The sequence below is a fragment of the Polynucleobacter sp. AP-Latsch-80-C2 genome (assembly GCF_018882185.1).
In the GTDB taxonomy this organism is placed as follows: Bacteria; Pseudomonadota; Gammaproteobacteria; order Burkholderiales; family Burkholderiaceae; genus Polynucleobacter.
This window is the reverse complement of sequence record NZ_JACVOY010000012.1, coordinates 1-20,918: the sequence shown is the minus strand read 5'-3', so window position 1 is coordinate 20,918 and position 20,918 is coordinate 1. Positions and strand designations below refer to the sequence as shown.

Genomic DNA, 20,918 nt, shown 5'->3' with positions numbered 1-20,918 from the left:
AGGGTGTGGACTCCTCACACGTAAACCCCTTGAAAGCTATAGCCAATCCAACTCTGGTGGAAGAGATTGCGCGCCTCTCTCCTGAGGCCCAAGAGGGTCACTATGATGAGTTGCGCGGAAATTCATCAGAACTATTGCCGCACTGGAAAACCTTCTTTGAGCAATTGGGTCATTCTGGTCTCTCTGATTTAGACCAACGTACGCAAGAGCTTAATCGCCAAATCCGTGATAACGGCATTACCTACAACGTTTATGCTGATGAATTTGGACCACAACGCCCCTGGTCGGTAGATCTATTTCCACTCATCATTAATCCTGATTCATGGCAAGAAATTCAATCGGGTGTTCTGCAAAGAGCGCGATTATTGGAGGCCATCATTGCGGATATATATGGCCCTCAGAATTTACTTAAAGAAGGCTATATCCCTCCTGCATTGATCCAAGGTCATCCAGGTTATCTGCGCTCTATGCGTGGCGTAAATTTATGCAGCAAAAAACACCTACACATCATCGCCTTTGATTTGGCAAGAGCCGCCAATGGAAAATGGTCGGTGCTATCACAGCGTACACAAGCGCCATCAGGCCTGGGATACCTCCTAGAAAACCGCAATTTAATTGCGCGTCAATTTCCAGCAGCATATGAACAGATGCATATTGCGCCATTAGCGAGCGCCTATCGCGACTTAATTGAGACTCTTAAACAAGAAAGTCCGGCAGGTAGCAATGCTCATATCGCCCTTCTTACCCCAGGCCCTTACAACGAAACCTATTTTGAGCATGCCTATTTGGCGCGTTATTTAGGATTAACTTTAGTCGAGGGTGGCGACTTAACCGTCCGCGATCAGCGCTTGTTTCTAAAAACAGTACGTGGTTTAGAGCCAGTCCATATTTTACTTAAACGTCTTGACGATGAGTTCTTGGACCCACTAGAGTTACGCTCAGACTCCACGCTAGGTGTACCCGGTTTACTTCAAGCCATCAGAGCCGGTAATGTAATCTTGGCTAATGCTCCTGGATCCGCTTTCTTAGAGTCGCCAGCCTTATTGGGATTTCTTCCTGCCATTAGCGAGCGCTTGCTCAATGAGAAAATCGAATTACCTGCGATGGATACCTGGTGGTGTGGAGAGCGTGCGGCATTAGCATCGGCCATTCCAAACCTAGGTCATAGCGCCATCAAGCCAACCTATCCCAATAGCTCTGGCCATCAAAACTATGAATCCACGCTTGGAGGGGATCTAACTCAAGCACAATTAGATGAATGGGTAGGACGCATCACACGACAGCCAGATGAACATACTGTTCAGACTTATATACCGTTAGCTCAAATGCCAACATGGCTCAATGCTTTTAATCTCAATGATGCATCTCTTATCGAGCCCCATTCTTATATGCTGCGCGTCTTTGCCCTAAGTAATGGTCCGGATAGTTGGCAAGTCCTCCCGGGCGGATTAGCAAGGATTGCCTCCAATGAATCAGAAATTGCTTCAATGCAAAGAGGTGGTAGTAGTGCAGATGTTTGGGTGCAAAGCACTCAATACATACAAGATAGCGGCACCCATAGCCAACAACTAGTCCAGACCAAGGGAATGACTTTACGTAAGCGTTTGGTTACTAGCCGTGCAGCAGAAAATCTGTACTGGTTTGGTCGATATACCGAGCGCAGCGAAAATATCTTACGACTAGCCAAGCTGTACCTTGAAAAGATTAATAGCGAATATACGCCCTCCAAAAATTTATGGATTTGGCTAGAAAAACTTTGCCATCAATATGGTCTTATTCCGGAAGGTGTTCCAAATAATTTTGGGCCCGATGATGTGCGGCATCGAATCTTTGAAAGAACCCTGATTAACTCATTAAACGCTAGCGATCATGTCACTAGCGTAGGCTTTAACCTCCAAGCCATGAAGAGAACAGCCTCAAATGTGCGAGAGCGACTATCTCCTGAGCAATGGAGCACTATCAACCACTGTATTGAAAACTTTCAAGCAGATTGCCATAAAGCAAGCACCTTCCATGACTTTTCATCGTCACTGGCCATTGATGCACTCAATCGAGCAAACGGCTCGTTATCTGCTATCACTGGCGCACAAACCGACAGAATGACCCGCGATGATGGCTGGCAATTACTATCTATTGGACGCCATATCGAAAGGCTGTCATTCTTAACAACAGCACTTGATTTAGCCATTGAGTTTGGGCTTTTAAATAACCCAAATATGGATGACTCAGGCTATATCGCCCTACTCCAACTGTTTGATAGTACGATTACTTTTCATGCACAGCACCAACAAAGTAGAGACCTTGCTCCTCTTATTAGTCTATTAGCATTGGATGATGAAAATCCCCGCTCACTAGCATGGGTTAGCAAGGCTTTGCGTGCAAGATTATCAAAGTTAGCCGGGACCGAGCGAGATAATCCAGATGAGCTTACTCGTAGCGTAGTCAATTTCCAGAATTATGATCTAACCCAACTCTCAAGCTTAGATCAATATGGAAATCTTTCAAATCTGAGGGCCTGTCTACAACAATGTTCGCAGTCGGCGTGGAATGTTTCCGATGAAATTAGCGGACGCTACTTTAACCTGATTCACTCAAATGAATATAGCGTCCAGCTTTAAGGTTTGCCGTTTATGTTGCTAGAAATTATTCACGAAACCCACTATTCCTACGATCCTAATGTAGAAATAGCTCAGCATTTTGCGCATCTAAAGCCTGCGTCGATGGATACGCAGCAAGTACTCAATACAGAGATACAGATCAACCCCAAACCTGCTTGGTATGAAGAAAATTTAGACAATTATGGCAATGTTTGCACCTTTTTTTCCCTCCAAAATAGGCATAGCCAACTTTCCATCAACGCCAAGTCTTTGATTGAAACCAATAGCAATATTGGTCCTGGTCCTGAGCCTGGAGATACGCCGCCCTGGGAAGCGGTTCGAGAGTATTTCCGCTATCACTCTAATAACCAATGGGATGCGGCTTCAGAATTTTTATTTACCTCTCCATTTATTGCGCTTCGACCTGAGTTTGCAGAATTTGCTAGGGCTAATTTCACAAGCAGTAGGCCAATCTTAGAAGCGGCGATTGATTTGACGCAGCGCATCTATGGTGAATTTCATTACGTTAGCAAGAGCACTGATATTGGTACGCCTGCGCTTGAGGCATTGCATAAGCGCGAAGGTGTTTGCCAAGATTTTGCACACATCTTAATAGCATCCCTACGAAGCATTGGTTTACCGGCCAAATATATCAGTGGTTATATCCTAACGAACCCACCGCCGGGCCAGGCTCGCCTTATTGGCGGTGATGCATCACATGCATGGGCCTCAGTTTACGTACCGAGCATTGATTCAAATGGCCAGCTATCCGCAGGAATGTGGTGTGATCTTGATCCTACAAACAACCGTTGGGGCTACAGTAGTCCAGGCGAGGATTATGTGCATCTTGCCCAAGGCAGAGACTATGCCGACGTATCTCCTGTTAGAGGCGTCATTCATGGTAGTGCGGATCATATTTTGGATGTAGCAGTTACGGTACGGCCTGCAGACTGATTTTTAACCTCTAAATGTGCTCATCCACCTACTAGCAATCCCTTAGTTTCGATAAACTCAATAATGAAGTTGAGTCCTTGGCCGGATTTCACACTACCCATAATGAAGGGTCGATCACCACGCATTTTTTTAGCATCTGATTCCATAATCGGCAAAGAGGCTCCCACATAAGGTGCCAAGTCGGTCTTGTTGATAACCAATAAATCAGAACGCGTAATGCCGGGACCCCCTTTGCGAGGGATCTTCTCGCCACCTGCTACATCAATGACGTAGATAGTGAGATCAGAAAGTTCAGGGCTAAAGGTTGCCGCTAGATTATCTCCGCCAGACTCAATAAAAATAATGTCGACATCTGGAAACTGCTTTTGCATGCGGTCAACTGCCTCTAAATTGATAGATGCATCCTCGCGAATGGCGGTATGCGGACAGCCGCCGGTCTCAACACCCATAATTCTTTCGGGTTCCAGTGCTTCTGCAACAGTGAGTAAGCGCTGATCTTCTTTAGTGTAAATATCGTTCGTAATTACAACCAAGTCATACTTATCACGCATTGCCTTGCATAGCATTTCAAGTAAAGTTGTCTTGCCAGATCCAACAGGGCCTCCAATACCAACACGAAGTGGGGGATTCTTTTTAGTTCTCATGATGCCTTTTGTTTACGAACGGAATAATCGGGAGTACTGCGTCTCATGCCTTGAAGACAGAATCGCCAACATAGGTGAAAAATTATCAATCATGGATAAATCAGATTTTGCTCTTTCTTTAGCTTCAGAAACCATTTGAGGAACGAGTAAGCGAATCTTGGTTAGGGCCTGCTGCCCCGCTACCTGCCCCAAAGGAATGGCTTTGAGTGAAGCAGCCACTTGATTTTCGATCCATGAAAAGGCGTAGGCAGCCAAGCCATTTTGCGCTTGGATATTCAAATGAAATGAAGCGTAAGTATGGGCTATCAGCAAAGATAAAGGTTTCATACTGGCGAGTTGCTCGACAGATTCTCCACCCCAGCCAAGTGATTGGGCAATTTGCAGAAGTGACCAACCCATTTGCTCAGTCTCCGCTCGTAGTTCTTGCGTTTCTCGGCTGGCTAAGAAGTAATCGTTGAGATCTTGTGCTGCTTTTTGATCTCCATCAGCCCACGCTTGATAACTTAGCAACCATAAAGGCGCCTCAGAGCGAGCAAAGACACCCAGAAAGACTTCTTGTATCCAGCGCTCAGCTGATGCAGCATCTTTTACCAAGCCAGAATCGATAGCAGCTTCAAGACCTTGAGAATAGCTATATCCACCAATAGGTAAAGCGGGTGAAGCCAACTGCATTAATGCAGTGATTTCGTTGAGATCAATCGTCATGGGAATGATTGCATCCAGGTCCGTGAACATGGGGATGCTCATGATCGGCATATACCTTTTGCGCTAATGCGTAGTCGCTGTCAAATGTTTCAGCATGACTATGACGATGGCCCCCACCATACGCACCCGTCTCCGGCTCAAAAGAGGCGCGTTCTTTTTTTAGTTCAAGGCCCAACTGCAAAATCATCGCTTCTAACACTGAGTCGGGTTCCATTCTTAAAAAACCCTCACCAACTTGAACCGGGATATGACGATTACCCAAATGGTAAGCGGCCCTCATCATTAGATTTGGATCGGTTGATCTGATGGTGACGACCTCTTGATCAGCGGCCGCAATCCGAATCATGGAACCATCATCCGCTATCAAGATATCGCCATCTACCAAGACATTACCTCTAGGCAAAAAGAATAGGGCTTGACGTCCATCCAATAGGGTTTCAGAAAATCGGCTCTTATTGCGTACTTCGAATGGCAACTTCAGCTCTATAGCCCTAGCCAAGATAGCTTTAGCTAAACCCTGGCCTCGGGGAATTATCTTTTCAATGCGCAATGGTTCAGACATAGATCTTCTTAAAATAGGAAATAGCGTTGGGCCATTGGCAAGACTTTCGCTGGCTCACAGGTAAGCAACTCACCATTCGCAATCACTTGGTAGGTTTCTGGATCAACAGTGATATGTGGTTGCCAATCGTTGTGCACCATGTCAGCTTTGGTAATGGAGCGGCAGTTTCGCACTGCTTCTACTTGCTTTTCCAGGCCATAGGCCTCCCGAATATTAGCCTGCATACCCGCTTGAGAAATAAAGGTTAAAGAGCTATGACGAATACCCTGTCCGATACCAGCAAACATATTGCGGTAATGCACTGGCTGCGGCGTTGGAATAGATGCGTTAGGATCACCCATCGCGGCAGCAGCAATCGAACCACCTTTCAGAATCAATGAAGGCTTCACGCCAAAGAAGGCGGGCTTCCAAAATACTAAGTCTGCGTACTTGCCCACTTCAATAGAGCCCACCACGTGTGAGATTCCATGGGTCACCGCAGGATTAATAGTGTATTTAGAGATGTAACGCTTCACCCTGAAGTTGTCATGACGATTACTATCGCCCGACAACAAACCTCGTTGGGCTTTCATCTTGTCTGCGGTTTGCCAAGTACGAATAATCACTTCACCAACACGACCCATGGCTTGAGAATCTGATGACAGCATTGAGAAAGCGCCCAAATCATGCAAGATATCTTCGGCAGCAATCGTTTCCCTACGAATACGAGATTCTGCAAAGGCAATATCTTCAGCAATCGATGCATCTAGGTGATGACACACCATCAACATATCCAAATGCTCATCTAAGGTATTGACCGTGAATGGTCTTGTAGGATTGGTAGATGAAGGCAGTACATTTGACTCACCACAAGCACGAATAATGTCCGGGGCATGACCACCGCCCGCACCTTCAGTATGGTAAGTGTGAATGGTTCGCCCTTTAAAGGCTGCTAAGGTCGTCTCTACAAAACCAGACTCATTTAAGGTATCTGTGTGAATCGCTACCTGTGTATCTGTTTCATCGGCAACACTCAAGCAGCAGTCAATTGCTGCGGGTGTGGTTCCCCAGTCCTCATGCAACTTCAGACCAATAGCGCCAGCATTCACTTGCTCTCGTAAGGCCGCTGGCAAACTTGCATTGCCTTTACCAAGCAATCCAATATTCATAGGATAGGCATCAATGGATTGCAGCATGCGCTCAATGTGCCAAGGCCCTGGAGTGCAAGTGGTTGCAAAAGTTCCGGTAGCCGGACCAGTGCCTCCACCAATCATGGTGGTGACGCCGGACATTAAAGCCTCTTCAATTTGTTGAGGGCAGATGAAATGAATATGGGTATCAATTCCACCGGCCGTAACAATCATCCCCTCGCCAGCAATAATTTCAGTGCCGGGGCCAATGACGGATGTAATACCAGGTTGAATATCGGGGTTACCTGCTTTACCGATATCTGAAATCCGTCCATTCTTAATCGAGATATCGGCTTTCACAATACCCCAGTGATCGATGATCACAGCATTGGTAATTACAGTGTCGGCACAGTCCTTGGATTCACGTTGACTTTGACCCATACCATCACGAATTACTTTACCGCCACCAAACTTGACCTCCTCACCATAAGTGGTGAAGTCTTTCTCAATCTCGATCATTAAGCCAGTATCAGCAAGCCTTAAACGATCTCCCACAGTTGGGCCGAACATTTCGGCATAGGCGAGGCGACTAATCTTAGCCATTACACACCTCCCATGACGCGACCAGCAAATCCATAAATCTTTTTATCGCCAGCAACTTCTACAAGCTCAACCGTTCTCTTTTGCCCCGGCTCAAAGCGCACAGCAGTACCAGCAACGATATTGAGGCGATAACCTTTGGTTTTCTCACGCTCGAACATAAGTGCATCATTCACTTCATAAAAATGAAAATGGGAGCCAATCTGAACAGGCCTATCTCCCCTATTAGAAACCTCGATAGTGAGTGTCTGACGTCCTACATTGAATTCAATATCCCCCGGCTCAATAAACATTTGCCCTGGAATGAAGCGTGAACTATTCGTACTAGATGAAGCGCTCATACAGAAGCTCCTCCAATGACTGCTAATGAAAGCTGCCCTACAAGGCCTAAGCCATAAATCAAACTGACGATCCCAGCTCCCTTAGCAAACAGTTTGGTCTTTTGTTTGAGAGCACCCACTAATAGCCCCCCAGCAAGATGTAATGCGCCAGTAGCCAGCACTAATCCAGCCATATCCTGCGCCACTAAAGTAAAGTCCAAATGAGCTTGAGAAAACAACTGGGCATGTGCAAATCCATGAAAAACGCCAAACATCGCAAGCAAGGCCAGGATCCATTTAGTGGAATACTGCTTTTTGGTTAAGAGCAGCGTACCAATCCCAATGACCGAAGTGGCGATACCGAATTCAAAGAATTGGAGTGGCGCTCCTAACATTCCAGCAAAGACGCCCATCATCATTCCCAATAAAAAGGCCAGGGGCCCTACCCAAATTTGCGTGAGCACAAACGCACTCCAAAAACCCACCAACAAAATGACCAGCAAATGATCTAGCCCGCTAAAGGGATGCAAGATGCCCGACATAAAACTGATACCCGTTTCATGCCCCGGATGTGCATAAGCCATGCTTGAAGCCATTAGAAAACAGAGTGCACCAAAAAACTGAGTAGTGTTTTTAATTGATTTCATGATTTTCTCTCTTACACAATCGGGTTGTGGACAGTAACCAACTTTGTTCCATCCGGAAATGTCGCTTCCACCTGAATATCGGGAATCATTTCAGGAATACCTTCCATCACTTCGGTACGACTTAAGATTGTTTGACCCTCGTGCATGAGCTGCGCTACGGTTTTACCATCGCGTGCACCCTCCATGATCGCAGCACTAATTAAGGCGACTGCTTCTGGATAGTTCAACTTTAAGCCCCTGGCCTTACGTCTCTCAGCTAGCAATGCAGCAGTAAAAATGAGGAGCTTATCTTTTTCGCGTGGCGTTAATTCCATATTTAACCTTTATATCAATTCTTATGATGCCCACAAGCGCAATGGCTGTGCGGGAACTCCATGCACTTGTGGTCTTAATGTAGACCACATATCAATCATCCAATTTCTCGTCATCTCAATATCATTTGAGACCGCCCTCACCAGCAATACCCCTTGCGGCAGATATGTAGCCCCAGCTCTTAAAGCATCCGTCCACGGCATCATGGGCGAAATTGATTCCGCAAGAGCGCTTGAGCAAGCAGGCCCTACTGCCCACAAGGTAGAAAATACCGGCCAAGACCCAATTTGCGGCAAGGACTTGTAATGCCTATCCTCTGCATCAATCTGTCCATTTTCAATCCACAATAATTTACCGTCACGATAAATTTGATTGCGCATATGGACTCGACCTTTACTCCACTCTTCACTGGATGCATGACGACCTAACATCGCTGCATCCCACCCAATAAAAGAGGAGCTACTTTGTAAGTTGAGTTTAGTGAGGATCTTTGCATCCGCACCTTTAAAAAAGAGATTTTCTTGTGGCAGCCAATCGAGTTTGGCATCTTGCGCTAAATCAAACTCGATGTCTTGTGCGGCTGGATTCTTAAAAGACTTGTACCACTTCGTCGCACTCGGCGTAGAAAGCACCACATGACTACCTGCACCCAAGCCAACTTTAATATCCAATCGATCTCCACCTGCAATTCCCGCTGGCGGATGAAGAATGACGGTATGAGAAATCTCTTCGCCCTCAGGATAGAGGGCCTTTTGTACCCGCAGAGGTCCTTCATGAAGGCTGCGCTTGAGAACCGTACCAATATCAGAATGCTCATACTGAAGATTTAGGCTAGCTAACCAGCTCGGACTTAAAGACCGAATGAGCTGTTTTACTGCGTTATCTGGAGCCAAGAGCATTTAGGAAGACCATCAAGATGAATACGTGTATCCACTTTAAACCGAAATCATCTCCTGGATGCCATTTGCATCCATATCTACCCCATTACCCCGGGCCACAATTTCTCCACGGCGCATTACTAGGTAATGATCTGAGAGGGCTTTGGCAAAATCATAGTACTGCTCCACCAAAAGCACGGTAATCCCCATCTCATCGACCAATCTACGCAAACAGCGGCCAATGTCCTGAATGATGGAAGGTTGAATCCCTTCCGTTGGCTCATCTAGAATGATGAGCTCTGGCTGGGACATTAAGGCCCGCCCAATTGCCAACTGTTGTTGTTGCCCACCCGAAAGATCACCACCACGACGAGATTTCATATCCGACAAGATCGGAAATAAGTCGTAGATATAAGGGGGGATAGATTTAGAGCTAGAAAATTTAGCAGCTCCAATCAACAAATTTTCTTCTACGGATAAGCGGGGAAAAATTTCGCGGCCCTGTGGAACATAAGCAAAGCCTGCATCTACGCGAGACCATGGCGGAAGAGTTGCTAACTCCTGCTCATCCCAGGCAATCGAGCCTGTCTTGACTTTGACAACGCCCATCAGGGATTTGAGTAAGGTGGTTTTACCAACACCATTTCGGCCAAGCAAAGTGGTGAGCTGCCCCTTAGGAACTTCAAAACTCATATTCCGCAATATATGACTGCCGCCATAGTACTGATTTAAGTCTTTTACGATCAACATAATTAGCGTCCTAAGTAGGATTCAATGACGCGCTCATCTCGCTGCACTTCATCGAGCGTTCCTTCAGCCAATACCGATCCTTCTGCCAGGACGGTAACCTTACCTTTATCGCCTGCTAAAGCAGCCACAAACTCCATATCATGCTCCACCACTACCATCGAGCATTGTCCCCGTAAGGAATTGAGCAACTCCGCTAAGCGCATTGTCTCTTCGTCGGTCATGCCGGCAACTGGCTCATCTAATAGCAGGAGTTTTGGTTGTTGCATTAAGAGCATGCCGATTTCTAGACGCTGCTTTTGTCCATGCGATAAAAGACCGGCATCGCGATACGCCTCAGACTCTAACTGTGTCAACGCCAGTACCGCCTCCATCAATCGACGTCCTTCAAGATCTACTTTGGCTACCAAAGAATGATGCCAAGACTTATCACCCGCCATAGCAAGCTCTAAGTTCTCCCATACTGGGTGGTGCTCAAAGACAGTTGGCTTCTGAAACTTACGCCCAATACCAATTTGCGCAATTTGTGGTTCATTCATGGTCATGAGATCAATCGTTGAACCCAAATAGACAGAGCCTTCGATCTCAGCAATATTAGAGCGCGTCTTACCGGTAATCACATCCATCAAGGTAGTTTTACCTGCACCATTAGGCCCAATGACACAACGCAGTTCACCTACATCGATCGCCAACGAGAGATCATTAATTGCTCTGAAGCCATCAAAATTTACCGTCAGACCTTCGACATACAAAATCCCAGTATGACTGGTATCAATCCCTTTTTCTAGAAAGTGCGCGCTCATTTAGCGCCCCCTTTCTTACCAAAGATTTGGTGATAAACACCCAACAAACCATTAGGTAAAAACAAAGTGGTCAATACAAACATGAGGCCTAAGAAAAATAACCAATACTCAGCAAAGTTTGCAGTGAAAAAACTCTTGGCACCACTAACTGCAAATGCGCCAATAATTGGCCCGAGTAAGGTGCCGCGCCCACCAACAGCAACCCAGATCACCATCTCAATAGAATTGGTGGGCGACATCTCGCCTGGATTAATGATGCCAACCTGAGGAACAAATAAAGCGCCAGCAATGGCACAAAGCACGGCAGATAAGACCCAGATAAATAATTTGAAGCCCAGTGGGTTATAGCCACAGAACATCAGGCGCGATTCAGCATCACGAACAGCGGTAATCACACGACCCATTTTGGAAGTAATCACCGCACGGCAGAGCAAAAAGCTACTCACCAATATCAAGAAAGTAATCAGGAACAAAGTTACGCGAGTGCTCGGTGCGCTAATGGAGTAACCCAAGATGCGTTTGAAATCCGTAAAGCCGTTGTTGCCACCAAAACCCGTTTCGTTGCGGAAAAATAGAAGCATAGCTGCGTAAGTTAACGCTTGGGTAATAATCGAAAAATAGACGCCTTTAATTCTGGAGCGAAAAGCAAAGTAACCAAACACCCATGAGACAAAGCCTGGAATCAAAATCAACATTAAGAGCATCCACCAAAAATGCTCACTGCCCTTCCAGAACCAGGGTAATTCTTTCCAATCTAAAAAGACCATAAAGTCAGGTAACGCACTTTTATATACGCCTTCGGCCCCAATTTGACGCATCAAATACATGCCCATGATGTAACCACCAATAGCGAAGAACAATCCGTGACCTAAGCTCAAAATTCCACAATAGCCCCAGACCAAATCGAGCGCTAAGGCTGCAATCGCAAAACACATAATCTTGCCGATCAAGGTTAGCGCATAAGCAGACATGTAAAACATGCTTGTGTCAGGAACCAATAACGAGAAGATCGGTACGCCAATGAGTACACATAGGGTCAGCGCTGCTAATGCGATATAGGCACGCTTACTCAGAATGGACTCCCGCTCAGGGATCTGCAAACTAAAGCTAGTAGAGGGAGCAAGCTTACGAATATCCATTAGTCAACACTCCTTCCCTTGAGGGCAAAGAGACCTTGAGGACGTCTTTGGATAAAAATGATAATAAATACCAAGATGGCGATCTTCGCCAATACAGCACCAATAAATGGCTCTAATAATTTGCTGGTAATCCCCAGACCAAATGCGCCATAAATTGTTCCAGCCAATTGACCCACACCACCAAGCACTACCACCATAAATGAGTCAACGATATAACTCTGACCTAAGTCTGGGCCAACGTTACCAATCTGGGAGAGCGCTACGCCACCAAGACCTGCAATGCCTGCGCCAAAGGCAAAGGCATACATATCTACGCGAACGGTTTTGACGCCCACACAAGCAGCCATCGTGCGATTCTGGGTCACCGCCCTTACAAAAAGACCCAAACGTGTTTTATTCAACACCAACCAAGTCACGATCACCACTGCAATAGCGAATGCAAAAATAATGATGCGGTTATATGGCACCACTAAGTTGGGCAACACTTGCATCGCACCGGACATCCACACTGGATTTGCAACCTCAACGTTTTGCGCACCAAAAATAGTTCTCGTTAACTGAATCATTAATAGACTGACGCCAAAGGTAGCCAATAAGGTTTCAAGTGGGCGACCATATAAAAATTTAATGACCGTTCTCTCAATCAAGATGCCTACTAAGGCAGCAGTAATAAAGGCGACTGGTAAGGCAAACAATAAATACCAATCCACATACGCAGGGGCATATTGCCTAAATATTCCTTGCACCACATAGGTTGCGTAGGCCCCTACCATCAAGAACTCACCATGCGCCATATTGATTACGCCAATGAGTCCATAAGTAATCGCCAAACCTAACGCACACAAGAGCAACACGCTGCCGTAACTCAGGCCTGCAATCACGTTACCAAGGATCTCGCCACTAAACTCCGATTTCTTAATTTTGGCTAGTGCTTTTTCAGCAGCCTCTTGGACTGGACCACCCTCTTTTGCCAAAGGTGCCAATAAGGCAGCGACTTGAGGATCTCCACTATCGCCTAAGAGCTCAATCGCTTTTAACTTTGCTTCCTGGTTATCCGATTGCAACGCTAAGAGCGCCCATAGTTTTTCTACTTTAGGCTTGAGGACTGGGTCCTTTTCAGAAGCCATGAGTTTTTCAACTAGCGGCAAAGTATCTAGCTCAGGATCTTTAATTAAAGCATCTACTGCCTTAGTACGAATCGCCACATCGCTCGAGGCCAGCTGTAAACCTAACAATGCGTTATCTACTTTGCCACGCATCAGGTTATTCAGGACCACCTCTTGTAACTCTTCAGGCTTTACCGTAACAAGCTGCCCAGTAAGTGCGTCGATATATTGATCATTTTTTTGAATGACAACACCTTCAGGAGACAAAAATAATGTCTCAGTACTCATCGCTTGCAAAATCTCTAATGCTTCAGGACTGCCCTCCCTGGACAAGAACTGAACTGCCTTCACCTTGGCGTCAAAGCTCTCGCCAAAAATAGGCTTTAAATCGCCTACAGTCATCTTAGCTAAAGCGAGACTGCAACTCAGAGCCAATAAAACTGATAAAAGCAATTTAGATAAATGGGGGTATTTCATGAATGTTTTTGAAAGCCCTCCCCCGCCTGGGGGAGGGAATTTCTATAGAGAATTACTGTACTGAATCAGGCTTACCTGCGTTACCGTCGATATACGGACTCCAAGGTTTAGCTGGAATAGCTGTTGGAGTTTTGTAGATCACATTGAACTGACCGTCAGCCTTGATTTCGCCAATCATGACTGGCTTAGACAAGTGATGATTAGCACCCATGACTTCAACATATCCGCTTGGAGTATTGAGTTTTTGGCCAATCATTGCCTTACGAACAGCATCAACATCAGTTGTACCGGCTTTTTCAACAGCGGCTTTCCACATCAAGATACCAGTGCGGCTGGCTTCCATTGGGTCATCTGTCAAAGGCTTGCTAGCACCAGGCAACTTCTTCGCTACGGAGTAAGCAGCCCATTCTTTTTTCCATGCATCATTCACTGGATTTTTCACTGACATGAAGTAGTTCCATGCCGCTAATTGACCTACGAGTGGCTTGGTATCAACACCGCGCAGCTCTTCTTCACCTACAGAGAAGGCAACCACTGGAACATCTTTAGCCTTCAAGCCAGCGTTACCCAATTCTTTGTAGAAAGGAACGTTTGAGTCACCGTTAATGGTAGAAACAACTGCAGTCTTACCACCTTGTGAGAACTTCTTAATATTGGCAACAATTGTTTGATAGTCAGAGTGACCGAATGGTGTGTAAGTCTCTTGAATATCCTCATCCTTAACGCCTTTTGACTTCAAGAAAGCGCGCAAGATTTTGTTTGTTGTACGTGGGTATACATAGTCAGTGCCCAAGAGAACCCAGCGCTTAGCGCCGCCGCCCTCTTTGCTCATTAAATACTCAACCGCTGGAATAGCTTGTTGATTTGGGGCTGCGCCCGTGTAGAACACATTGCGGGACATTTCTTCACCTTCATATTGCACTGGATAGAAGAGCAAACCATTCAACTCTTCAAATACGGGCAATACAGATTTACGAGATACTGAAGTCCAGCAACCAAATACCACTGCAACCTTATCTTTAGTGAGCATCTGTCGCGCTTTCTCTGCGAACAATGGCCAATTAGAAGCAGGATCTACTACTACTGGCTCTAGTTGACGACCCAATACGCCACCGCTTTTGTTAATTTGGTCAATGACCATCAAATCCATATCTTTCAGTGATGTCTCAGAAATAGCCATCGTTCCTGATAAGGAATGCAAGATACCTACTTTGATAGGTTCTTTGCTTTGAGCCATAGCCAAATGGCTTAAGCCAGTAAAGCTTAAAGCTGCTGCTAAAGCGGATAACTTCAAAATCGATCTACGTTTCATATATCACCTCTTGAGTAAATTAGTCATGTGGGCCCGGGTACTGAATGCCTACGACCATTAGAGGGTGTTTCATATTGGTGCAAATGGGAATAATCACCAGAAACGTGCTGATGCACCAAATAGGGACATGGAAATTACATAAGCGCACGCTAAAGAGGCAAGCCGATATAGAGAAATGAAATGAACCAGTCGGGATTAACTATAGAAAAAACCACTCGAAGGTGGTTTTGACAATTTTCGGCGGTCTGGTTCTAATTGAGAGTCATTCTCAATTATCTGATAAGATAAGAACTATTCTCATTTAGCATATTTGTAATTTACGATGTTTTTCTCAAATGGCTCTAGCCGCACAGCCCTTATAGGCATAGTTGGCACCCTTTATTTGGGTGTACTGTCTTCGCCTGCGAAAGCAGAAGCGCCTGTTAGCGATCTACCAATTATTTTGGCTGAAGCACCTGTCAGTGACTCACCTAAAGTTGACGGTGCCTATGCGTTAGAGGGAGAAACGGAGCAATGGAGTGTTCATGGACAATCCACTTATATCGTTCAACAGAAAAATAACTTCAACTCGCCCTACTACGGACAAAACAGTCTTCTCAATAAATCTGAAGGTGGTGGTGGGAAAAGCTATACATTAAGCGCTACTGCTTTTTTAGGTGCGAGACTCTGGGAAGGAGCTGAAGTCTACTGGAACCCAGAAATGTTTGAAGGAACGCCTTTTAACGGACAACTTGTGGGTCTAGGTGGATTTCAAAATGGTGAATTACAAAAAGGTTCATATGCTCCACCCATCTACTATACCGCTCGTGCTTTTATTCGACAGACCTTTGGCTTAGGTGGAGGCAAAGAGCATATTGAAGGTGGGCCCAATCAGCTTGCTGGAAATCTTGATAAGAATAGAATCGTCCTTACCTACGGTAAGTTCGCCACATTAGATTTCTTTGACCAAAATAGTTACAGTCACGATCCTCGCGCACAGTTTCAGAACTTTGCCCTCTTCTCTATGGGCGCATATGGCTATGCTGCAGATAGTAAAGGCTATACCTATGGTGTTGTAGCCGAGTGGTATCAAGATGATTGGATTTTAAAAGCGGCAAGGCTGGCAATGCCCACTATTCCCAATACCGCTCAACTTGATTACAGCATGAGCCAAGACTACGGCAATCAAATTGAATTAACCCATGAACATGAACTCTGGGGCAAGCCAGGAGCAGTCAGAGCTCTTTACTATCAACAGCATGCCTTCATGGGCAATTATCAAAATGCGATTAACCAAGCTCAACAAACCAACAGCACTCCTGATGTCACTAGTGTTCGCAAAGCGGCACAAAGTTCATGGGGCTATGGGTTAAATATAGAACAGGCCATTAATGAAGATGTTGGGATATTTGGTCGCTGGAGTTGGAATCCAGGAACAACAGAAGCGCAGACTGTAGATATCAGTAGATCACTATCAGGTGGTGTAAGCATCAAAGGCTCCAGCTGGTCGCGCCCCAAAGATACAGTTGGCATAGGTTATGCCATCAATGGAATCTCTTCGTCGCAAATTAGCTATTTACAGCAAGGTGGCATGGCGGCATTTATCGGCGATGGCGCGCTTAGCTATAAGAAAGAACAAATATTAGAAACTTTTTATAGCGCAAAAGTTTATAAGGAGTTGTTTATTTCGGCTGACTACCAACGCATTGCCAATCCCGCCTATAACTCCGCTCGAGGCCCAGTAAACTTCTTTGGCTTAAGAGCACATATAGAGATGTAATGAAATAAGGGATTCTGAATCCGATAATCAAGCAAGTTTTAATAGCCAAAAGAGATACTTCATCAAATGTCCGATCGTGTATTTCCGCGCTACCCTGAGCCCGCCAGCGTCTAACTAGGCCTTTTAATTTGTTGGTCGCAAGTTCAAAAACGCAGTTTAGGCGAAGCCAATCTCGCCCGACCCACCAAAAATAAAGCCCTTGAATGCATATTAAGGGAGGCTTTTTCATTACAGATGGAGAAGAATTTAGAGCAGCAGACTTCATGCCCGTTGGTGTCAACTTCTGTTAACGACACAAAGTCGACGGCCAAATAAAAAACCACTCGAAGGTGGTTTTAGTGTTTCTTGGTAGCTCGGGGTGGAATAGACCGGCGACTAAGGATGCCTAACTGTATTCTTATTAATAGTATTGCTGAGTTGTTTGCGCCTTCTTAAAAGATGCCCCATTATCCCCGCATGGATCAGTATTGCTATGGCAATTCCTAAATATTGGAATGCTCGATCACTACCAAAATTTTCTTGATAAAGCGTATAAAAGCCCAGAGGGATGAATAAAACAATGGCAGTAATCAATCCAGGGTTATAAGAACGCAAAATGAATGCGGCCAAAATGTGAACAAACGCATTAACTAAAACAAGGTAGGTAGCTATAAGACCAAAGCCAGGATTTACATAAAAAGCCAAATAGAGTGAAGCAGCAATAACACCCCATACTCCAAAAATATTGATCACGAATCCAGCTTTGTGAGTTAAAAGATTCCGACCGCGCCCTAGATGATTATTAAGAAAAATTCTAAATCGGTCATCATCCCATTCTTCATACTGGTGAAGCATATAGATAGGTAAGGCTAAATAGAAAAGTTTCAGTTGAGTTGGCCAGCCTATAGTGAGCAGCGGCATTAAAAGCAGCATGAGTAATCCGGCTAAGAAACCGCCATAAACCCAATTTTTATATATTCTGTTCATCATTAAGCATCACCATACCTCAAACACCACTAAAGACCAAATGAAAAAACCACCCGAAGGTGGTTTGAGTGTTTCCTGGTTGCCTGAAGCTGTCCCGACAAACACCTGAGATTCTTTGAAAATATTAAATTAACTTGCGGTTTTAATCTGAAAGCTATCAATATCGCCTCTTCGGCGCACCACCAAAAGATTGCTTGTTCTCAATATGTCTAAATGTAATACGGCCTTTGCTCAAGTCATAGGGAGAGACCTCTAAAGAAACCTTATCTCCAGCCAATATACGGATGTGATTTTTTTTGACTCTTCCTGCTGTATAGGCAATAAGCTTATGGCCATTGTCTAAAGTAATCCGATAACGAGAATCTGGCAGAATTTCATCAACAAGACCTTCCATTTCAAGCAACTCTTCTTTTGCCATTTAACATCCTTAATAAAAATAAAAAGCCCAGTCATGCTGGGCTTTGAACCAGGCAAACAATATCCGCCTGATATTTGCTTCTGATTTAAACAGGTTGAATATTGGATGCTAACTTGCCTTTAGGGCCAGTAGTAACATCAAAAGTAACCGCTTGACCTTCAGCTAATGACTTAAATCCGTTGCTATTAATTGCTGAAAAATGGGCAAATAAATCTTCGCCACCGAGTTCAGGGGTAATAAAGCCGAAGCCTTTAGCATCGTTAAACCATTTCACAATTCCGTTTGCCATATCTGACTATTCCTTAAAAAAATATAAAAAGGGATAATGCCCCAAATGAGGCGAAAGTCAAGAATGGCGGGGGAGATGCTAAAAAGAACTATCGCAGAACTGCGGTGTTAATTACTAGTACAACAACACTATTAGCTTGAAAATCGCTAATTGGATTTTACTCTACTTTGGCCATAAAAGGTATCTTATTAAGATATCACCTCTATAACAGCCATAGAAACAGGTAAAAGTGCTTTGGTAATCCGTTGGTCGCGAGTTCGTCTAGTCCAACCCGCCCTAAATATAGCCTTTAAATGCATATTAAGGAGCTTTTTCATTACAGAATCAGAAAAATTTAGAGTAACAGCCTCACTATCCGTTGTCGCCTAAGGACCCGTGTTGAGAACTAAGTAAAAAAAAAGCCACTCGAGGGTGGCCTTAGATGGGAGAAATATTACCTCGTTTATTTCTTAGGTGACTTTGCATAGCGCAGATAAGGCAACTTTTTATCAAGCTCACCATACTTTGCGGTTGCTTGCTCATCATTTAAAGCTAAGCCCACTATCACGTCTTGACCTGGAGTCCAGTTTGCGGGAGTTGCTAACGGTACACCATCGGTAATTTGAATGGCATCCAACGCTCTAAGAATCTCCGCAAAATTACGTCCAACAGACATTGGATAGGACATAGTCAGCCTCAGCTTTTTATCTGGGCCAATAATAAATACCGTACGAACGGTGGCGCTATGGGCTGGTGTACGGCCATCTGGCAAATAAGCATCTGCCGGCAACATGTCATACAGTTTAGCTACTTGCAATGAAGTATCGTCAATGATTGGGAAGTCTGCAGGCGCTCCAGCAAAAGCAGCAATATCTTTTTTCCACTTTTGATGATCTTCTACGCTGTCTACAGATACACCCATAACCTTAGTATTGCGCTTAGCAAATTCTGGGGCTAGTTTGGCAACTGCGCCAAACTCAGTCGTACATACTGGTGTGAAATCCTTTGGATGCGAAAATAAAATGGCGTAACTATCACCCATCCAATCGTGTAATGTTAACTTTCCCGCAGTGGAGTCAGTTGTAAAGTTTGGTACAACATCATTTATACGTAGCGACATATTCACTCCTTAATTAAATAGTTTATTCATATTACCCCCTATTAAAAACCAATGGGGTAGATAATAAAATGGATCTAGTGAACTAATTTAACGCTAACCGTGCTCAAAGGGAATTGGTAATGCTTATTACATGCCCAAACTGTCAGAAAATGAATCGCCTGCCTCTAGAGCGGCTAAATGAGAACCCTATTTGTGGCGTCTGTAAGTCAGGCCTCCTATTGGGGCCAATTGAGGCCGATCAAGCAAGTTTTAAAGAAATTCTTACTCAGACTAAGTTGCCAGTCATTGTAGATTTTTGGGCACCATGGTGCGGGCCTTGCAAAATGTTTGCGCCAACCTTCCAAGCTAGCGCAATGAAATATGGAGAAAGGGTTCTGCATATCAAACTCGATACCGAGGCTAATCCAGCCGTCGGCCAGCAATACAACATTCGATCCATTCCAACTTTAGCAATTTTTAAAAATGGTACTGAAGTTGAAAGAATCTCTGGGGCACTTCCTCCCACACAACTAGAACAGCTAGTTACGAGATTTCAGTGATGAGCCCAAAAATGGCAGACCTAAATTACTCGAAGTAGCAATCAAAAGAGACAGTCTCAGCGCTTCTAATGGTTTCAGTAGGACTGGAGCCCTGGATAACGGTCTCACTTTCCGACAGCAAAGCGGACCATTAAATCATTCGTTCTTATACATATGCACAGTGCCACCGCATGTAGCAAAACACTGGCTATATGTTTCATCACATTGATAGTAATAACGCTCGTAGAGTAGGTCACGGACTCAATCTCGCCCGTGCCGCCAAAAATAAAGACTTATATATAAGTTCTGGGGTTTACTAATCTAGCTTTCTAGGTTTTCCAAAGCGCCCTTCATTTGGATAGACTGAAGTTGTGGAAACTGGACCCATACCAATAATTTGAATCTCTGTTGGCCCATTGATTGCGCCATCAAAATGCACCACGCCAGCTGGATGAAACATCATGCTGCCTGCTGGCAATCCAACTGTTGTTGCAGGATCCCATCTTGCATCTGTACCGGCATACCACGTACCTTTGATAACAGTAACAAAGCGATCTTGAGAGTGGGAGTGCGGAGTACTCATAATTCCAGCGGGGAAAATATTCCGAACTACATACATGCCAGGCTTGTTTGGATCACCAAAGAGCACTGTCGTTTTTACTCCTTCGGGAGCATCCCCCCATATCACTTGATCTGGCTTAACGATTACAAAATCTTTCGCGCCAGCTGAATTATTTTGTGCGCCTACTACTAATACCTGTGTAAGAAAAATTACAGTAGTCAACCCTTTTATTGCAAGCTTGATATTCATTAATGTCTCCACTTTAAATAATCGTAGATTCAAACACGAAGTGCAACACGGTTTAAGGACTGCATAAATACTTCATTGGGGGTTTTAAATCCTAATCGTTTTCTAGGTCGGTTGTTTAAACGGTCTTGGATCATTCTAAGCTCCTT

At 44.8% G+C, this 20,918-nt stretch carries 22 protein-coding genes; 4 read left to right on the top strand and 18 right to left on the bottom strand.

All coding sequences use genetic code 11. The features are described 5' to 3' along the window. Positions 1-5: 5 nt before the first annotated feature. Both ICN47_RS11480 and ICN47_RS11475 read left to right on the top strand, forming a co-directional pair. Positions 6-2,618: a circularly permuted type 2 ATP-grasp protein gene (locus ICN47_RS11480; protein WP_216220076.1), complete on the top strand. Its 2,613-nt coding sequence runs from the start codon at positions 6-8 to the stop codon at positions 2,616-2,618. 12 nt (positions 2,619-2,630) lie between these two features. Continuing rightward, a complete protein-coding gene (locus tag ICN47_RS11475) occupies positions 2,631-3,551 on the top strand; it encodes a transglutaminase family protein (RefSeq protein WP_216220075.1) in 921 nt (306 codons plus the stop codon). A 20-nt stretch (positions 3,552-3,571) separates the two neighbouring features. Here ICN47_RS11475 and ureG read toward each other — a convergent pair whose 3' ends face one another. From ureG to urtA, 13 genes are read right to left on the bottom strand one after another with little or no spacing between them, the layout of a single operon-like run. Continuing rightward, a complete protein-coding gene (ureG, locus tag ICN47_RS11470) occupies positions 3,572-4,195 on the bottom strand; it encodes an urease accessory protein UreG (protein WP_216220074.1) in 624 nt (207 codons plus the stop codon). Between the two features lie 12 nt (positions 4,196-4,207). After that, positions 4,208-4,900: an urease accessory protein UreF gene (locus ICN47_RS11465; protein WP_216220109.1), complete on the bottom strand. Its 693-nt coding sequence runs from the start codon at positions 4,898-4,900 to the stop codon at positions 4,208-4,210. Beyond that, positions 4,890-5,462, bottom strand: coding sequence for an urease accessory protein UreE (gene ureE, locus ICN47_RS11460; protein ID WP_216220073.1), 573 nt, complete (start codon positions 5,460-5,462; stop codon positions 4,890-4,892). Before ureE ends, ICN47_RS11465 begins: the two co-directional genes overlap by 11 nt. Before the next feature lie 8 nt (positions 5,463-5,470). Continuing rightward, positions 5,471-7,174, bottom strand: a complete 1,704-nt coding sequence (gene ureC / locus ICN47_RS11455) for an urease subunit alpha (protein ID WP_216220072.1) — start codon at positions 7,172-7,174, stop codon at positions 5,471-5,473. Further along, on the bottom strand, positions 7,174-7,512 hold the full coding sequence (locus ICN47_RS11450; protein WP_216220071.1) for an urease subunit beta: 339 nt from the start codon (positions 7,510-7,512) through the stop codon (positions 7,174-7,176). Before ICN47_RS11450 ends, ureC begins: the two co-directional genes overlap by 1 nt. Continuing rightward, entirely contained in the window at positions 7,509-8,138 is a 630-nt protein-coding gene (locus ICN47_RS11445; RefSeq protein WP_216220070.1) for a HupE/UreJ family protein, read from the bottom strand. The genes ICN47_RS11450 and ICN47_RS11445 overlap by 4 nt, the downstream gene beginning before the upstream one ends. Before the next feature lie 11 nt (positions 8,139-8,149). Then, entirely contained in the window at positions 8,150-8,452 is a 303-nt protein-coding gene (locus ICN47_RS11440; protein WP_216220069.1) for an urease subunit gamma, read from the bottom strand. 21 nt (positions 8,453-8,473) lie between these two features. After that, on the bottom strand, positions 8,474-9,349 hold the full coding sequence (locus ICN47_RS11435) for an urease accessory protein UreD (RefSeq protein ID WP_216220068.1): 876 nt from the start codon (positions 9,347-9,349) through the stop codon (positions 8,474-8,476). 36 nt (positions 9,350-9,385) lie between these two features. Further along, complete coding sequence (gene urtE / locus ICN47_RS11430) at positions 9,386-10,078, bottom strand: urea ABC transporter ATP-binding subunit UrtE (protein WP_216220067.1); 693 nt, start codon at positions 10,076-10,078, stop codon at positions 9,386-9,388. Positions 10,079-10,080: 2 nt separating this feature from the next. Then, positions 10,081-10,878 (bottom strand): urea ABC transporter ATP-binding protein UrtD, encoded by a 798-nt coding sequence (urtD, locus tag ICN47_RS11425; RefSeq protein ID WP_216220066.1) that lies wholly within the window; start codon positions 10,876-10,878, stop codon positions 10,081-10,083. Next, complete coding sequence (urtC, locus tag ICN47_RS11420; RefSeq protein WP_216220065.1) at positions 10,875-12,017, bottom strand: urea ABC transporter permease subunit UrtC; 1,143 nt, start codon at positions 12,015-12,017, stop codon at positions 10,875-10,877. The genes urtD and urtC overlap by 4 nt, the downstream gene beginning before the upstream one ends. Further along, complete coding sequence (urtB, locus tag ICN47_RS11415) at positions 12,017-13,600, bottom strand: urea ABC transporter permease subunit UrtB (RefSeq protein ID WP_216220064.1); 1,584 nt, start codon at positions 13,598-13,600, stop codon at positions 12,017-12,019. The genes urtC and urtB overlap by 1 nt, the downstream gene beginning before the upstream one ends. Positions 13,601-13,652: 52 nt before the next feature. After that, entirely contained in the window at positions 13,653-14,912 is a 1,260-nt protein-coding gene (gene urtA / locus ICN47_RS11410; RefSeq protein ID WP_216220063.1) for an urea ABC transporter substrate-binding protein, read from the bottom strand. Between the two features lie 322 nt (positions 14,913-15,234). On the opposite strand from urtA, the gene ICN47_RS11405 reads away from it, so the two are divergent. Continuing rightward, on the top strand, positions 15,235-16,671 hold the full coding sequence (locus tag ICN47_RS11405) for a carbohydrate porin (RefSeq protein ID WP_216220062.1): 1,437 nt from the start codon (positions 15,235-15,237) through the stop codon (positions 16,669-16,671). A 375-nt stretch (positions 16,672-17,046) separates the two neighbouring features. Here the strand turns inward: ICN47_RS11405 and ICN47_RS11400 are convergent, their stop codons facing one another. The 4 genes from ICN47_RS11400 to ICN47_RS11385 form a co-directional block, all read right to left on the bottom strand. Next, complete coding sequence (locus ICN47_RS11400; RefSeq protein ID WP_216220061.1) at positions 17,047-17,640, bottom strand: HXXEE domain-containing protein; 594 nt, start codon at positions 17,638-17,640, stop codon at positions 17,047-17,049. A 154-nt stretch (positions 17,641-17,794) separates the two neighbouring features. Further along, entirely contained in the window at positions 17,795-18,055 is a 261-nt protein-coding gene (infA, locus tag ICN47_RS11395; protein ID WP_216220060.1) for a translation initiation factor IF-1, read from the bottom strand. An 85-nt stretch (positions 18,056-18,140) separates the two neighbouring features. Next, positions 18,141-18,344: a cold-shock protein gene (locus ICN47_RS11390; protein ID WP_216220059.1), complete on the bottom strand. Its 204-nt coding sequence runs from the start codon at positions 18,342-18,344 to the stop codon at positions 18,141-18,143. A gap of 442 nt (positions 18,345-18,786) precedes the next feature. After that, a complete protein-coding gene (locus tag ICN47_RS11385) occupies positions 18,787-19,443 on the bottom strand; it encodes a peroxiredoxin (RefSeq protein WP_216220058.1) in 657 nt (218 codons plus the stop codon). Positions 19,444-19,562: 119 nt separating this feature from the next. Here ICN47_RS11385 and trxC point away from each other — a divergent pair, with 119 nt between their 5' ends. Further along, complete coding sequence (trxC, locus tag ICN47_RS11380; protein WP_255539007.1) at positions 19,563-19,982, top strand: thioredoxin TrxC; 420 nt, start codon at positions 19,563-19,565, stop codon at positions 19,980-19,982. Positions 19,983-20,277: 295 nt separating this feature from the next. Here trxC and ICN47_RS11375 read toward each other — a convergent pair whose 3' ends face one another. Beyond that, positions 20,278-20,772: a cupin domain-containing protein gene (locus tag ICN47_RS11375; RefSeq protein WP_216220056.1), complete on the bottom strand. Its 495-nt coding sequence runs from the start codon at positions 20,770-20,772 to the stop codon at positions 20,278-20,280. Positions 20,773-20,918 lie beyond the last annotated feature (146 nt).

Coding starts and splice junctions, on each gene's coding strand:
- ICN47_RS11475 (WP_216220075.1), top strand. CDS start 2,631: ATGTTGCTAGAAATTATTCACGAAACCCACTATTCCTACGATCCTAAT.
- ureG (WP_216220074.1), bottom strand. CDS start 4,195: ATGAGAACTAAAAAGAATCCCCCACTTCGTGTTGGTATTGGAGGCCCT.
- ICN47_RS11465 (WP_216220109.1), bottom strand. CDS start 4,900: ATGACGATTGATCTCAACGAAATCACTGCATTAATGCAGTTGGCTTCA.
- ureE (WP_216220073.1), bottom strand. CDS start 5,462: ATGTCTGAACCATTGCGCATTGAAAAGATAATTCCCCGAGGCCAGGGT.
- ureC (WP_216220072.1), bottom strand. CDS start 7,174: ATGGCTAAGATTAGTCGCCTCGCCTATGCCGAAATGTTCGGCCCAACT.
- ICN47_RS11450 (WP_216220071.1), bottom strand. CDS start 7,512: ATGAGCGCTTCATCTAGTACGAATAGTTCACGCTTCATTCCAGGGCAA.
- ICN47_RS11445 (WP_216220070.1), bottom strand. CDS start 8,138: ATGAAATCAATTAAAAACACTACTCAGTTTTTTGGTGCACTCTGTTTT.
- ICN47_RS11440 (WP_216220069.1), bottom strand. CDS start 8,452: ATGGAATTAACGCCACGCGAAAAAGATAAGCTCCTCATTTTTACTGCT.
- ICN47_RS11435 (WP_216220068.1), bottom strand. CDS start 9,349: ATGCTCTTGGCTCCAGATAACGCAGTAAAACAGCTCATTCGGTCTTTA.
- urtE (WP_216220067.1), bottom strand. CDS start 10,078: ATGTTGATCGTAAAAGACTTAAATCAGTACTATGGCGGCAGTCATATA.
- urtD (WP_216220066.1), bottom strand. CDS start 10,878: ATGAGCGCGCACTTTCTAGAAAAAGGGATTGATACCAGTCATACTGGG.
- urtC (WP_216220065.1), bottom strand. CDS start 12,017: ATGGATATTCGTAAGCTTGCTCCCTCTACTAGCTTTAGTTTGCAGATC.
- urtB (WP_216220064.1), bottom strand. CDS start 13,600: ATGAAATACCCCCATTTATCTAAATTGCTTTTATCAGTTTTATTGGCT.
- urtA (WP_216220063.1), bottom strand. CDS start 14,912: ATGAAACGTAGATCGATTTTGAAGTTATCCGCTTTAGCAGCAGCTTTA.
- ICN47_RS11405 (WP_216220062.1), top strand. CDS start 15,235: ATGTTTTTCTCAAATGGCTCTAGCCGCACAGCCCTTATAGGCATAGTT.
- ICN47_RS11400 (WP_216220061.1), bottom strand. CDS start 17,640: ATGATGAACAGAATATATAAAAATTGGGTTTATGGCGGTTTCTTAGCC.
- infA (WP_216220060.1), bottom strand. CDS start 18,055: ATGGCAAAAGAAGAGTTGCTTGAAATGGAAGGTCTTGTTGATGAAATT.
- ICN47_RS11390 (WP_216220059.1), bottom strand. CDS start 18,344: ATGGCAAACGGAATTGTGAAATGGTTTAACGATGCTAAAGGCTTCGGC.
- ICN47_RS11385 (WP_216220058.1), bottom strand. CDS start 19,443: ATGTCGCTACGTATAAATGATGTTGTACCAAACTTTACAACTGACTCC.
- trxC (WP_255539007.1), top strand. CDS start 19,563: ATGCTTATTACATGCCCAAACTGTCAGAAAATGAATCGCCTGCCTCTA.
- ICN47_RS11375 (WP_216220056.1), bottom strand. CDS start 20,772: ATGAATATCAAGCTTGCAATAAAAGGGTTGACTACTGTAATTTTTCTT.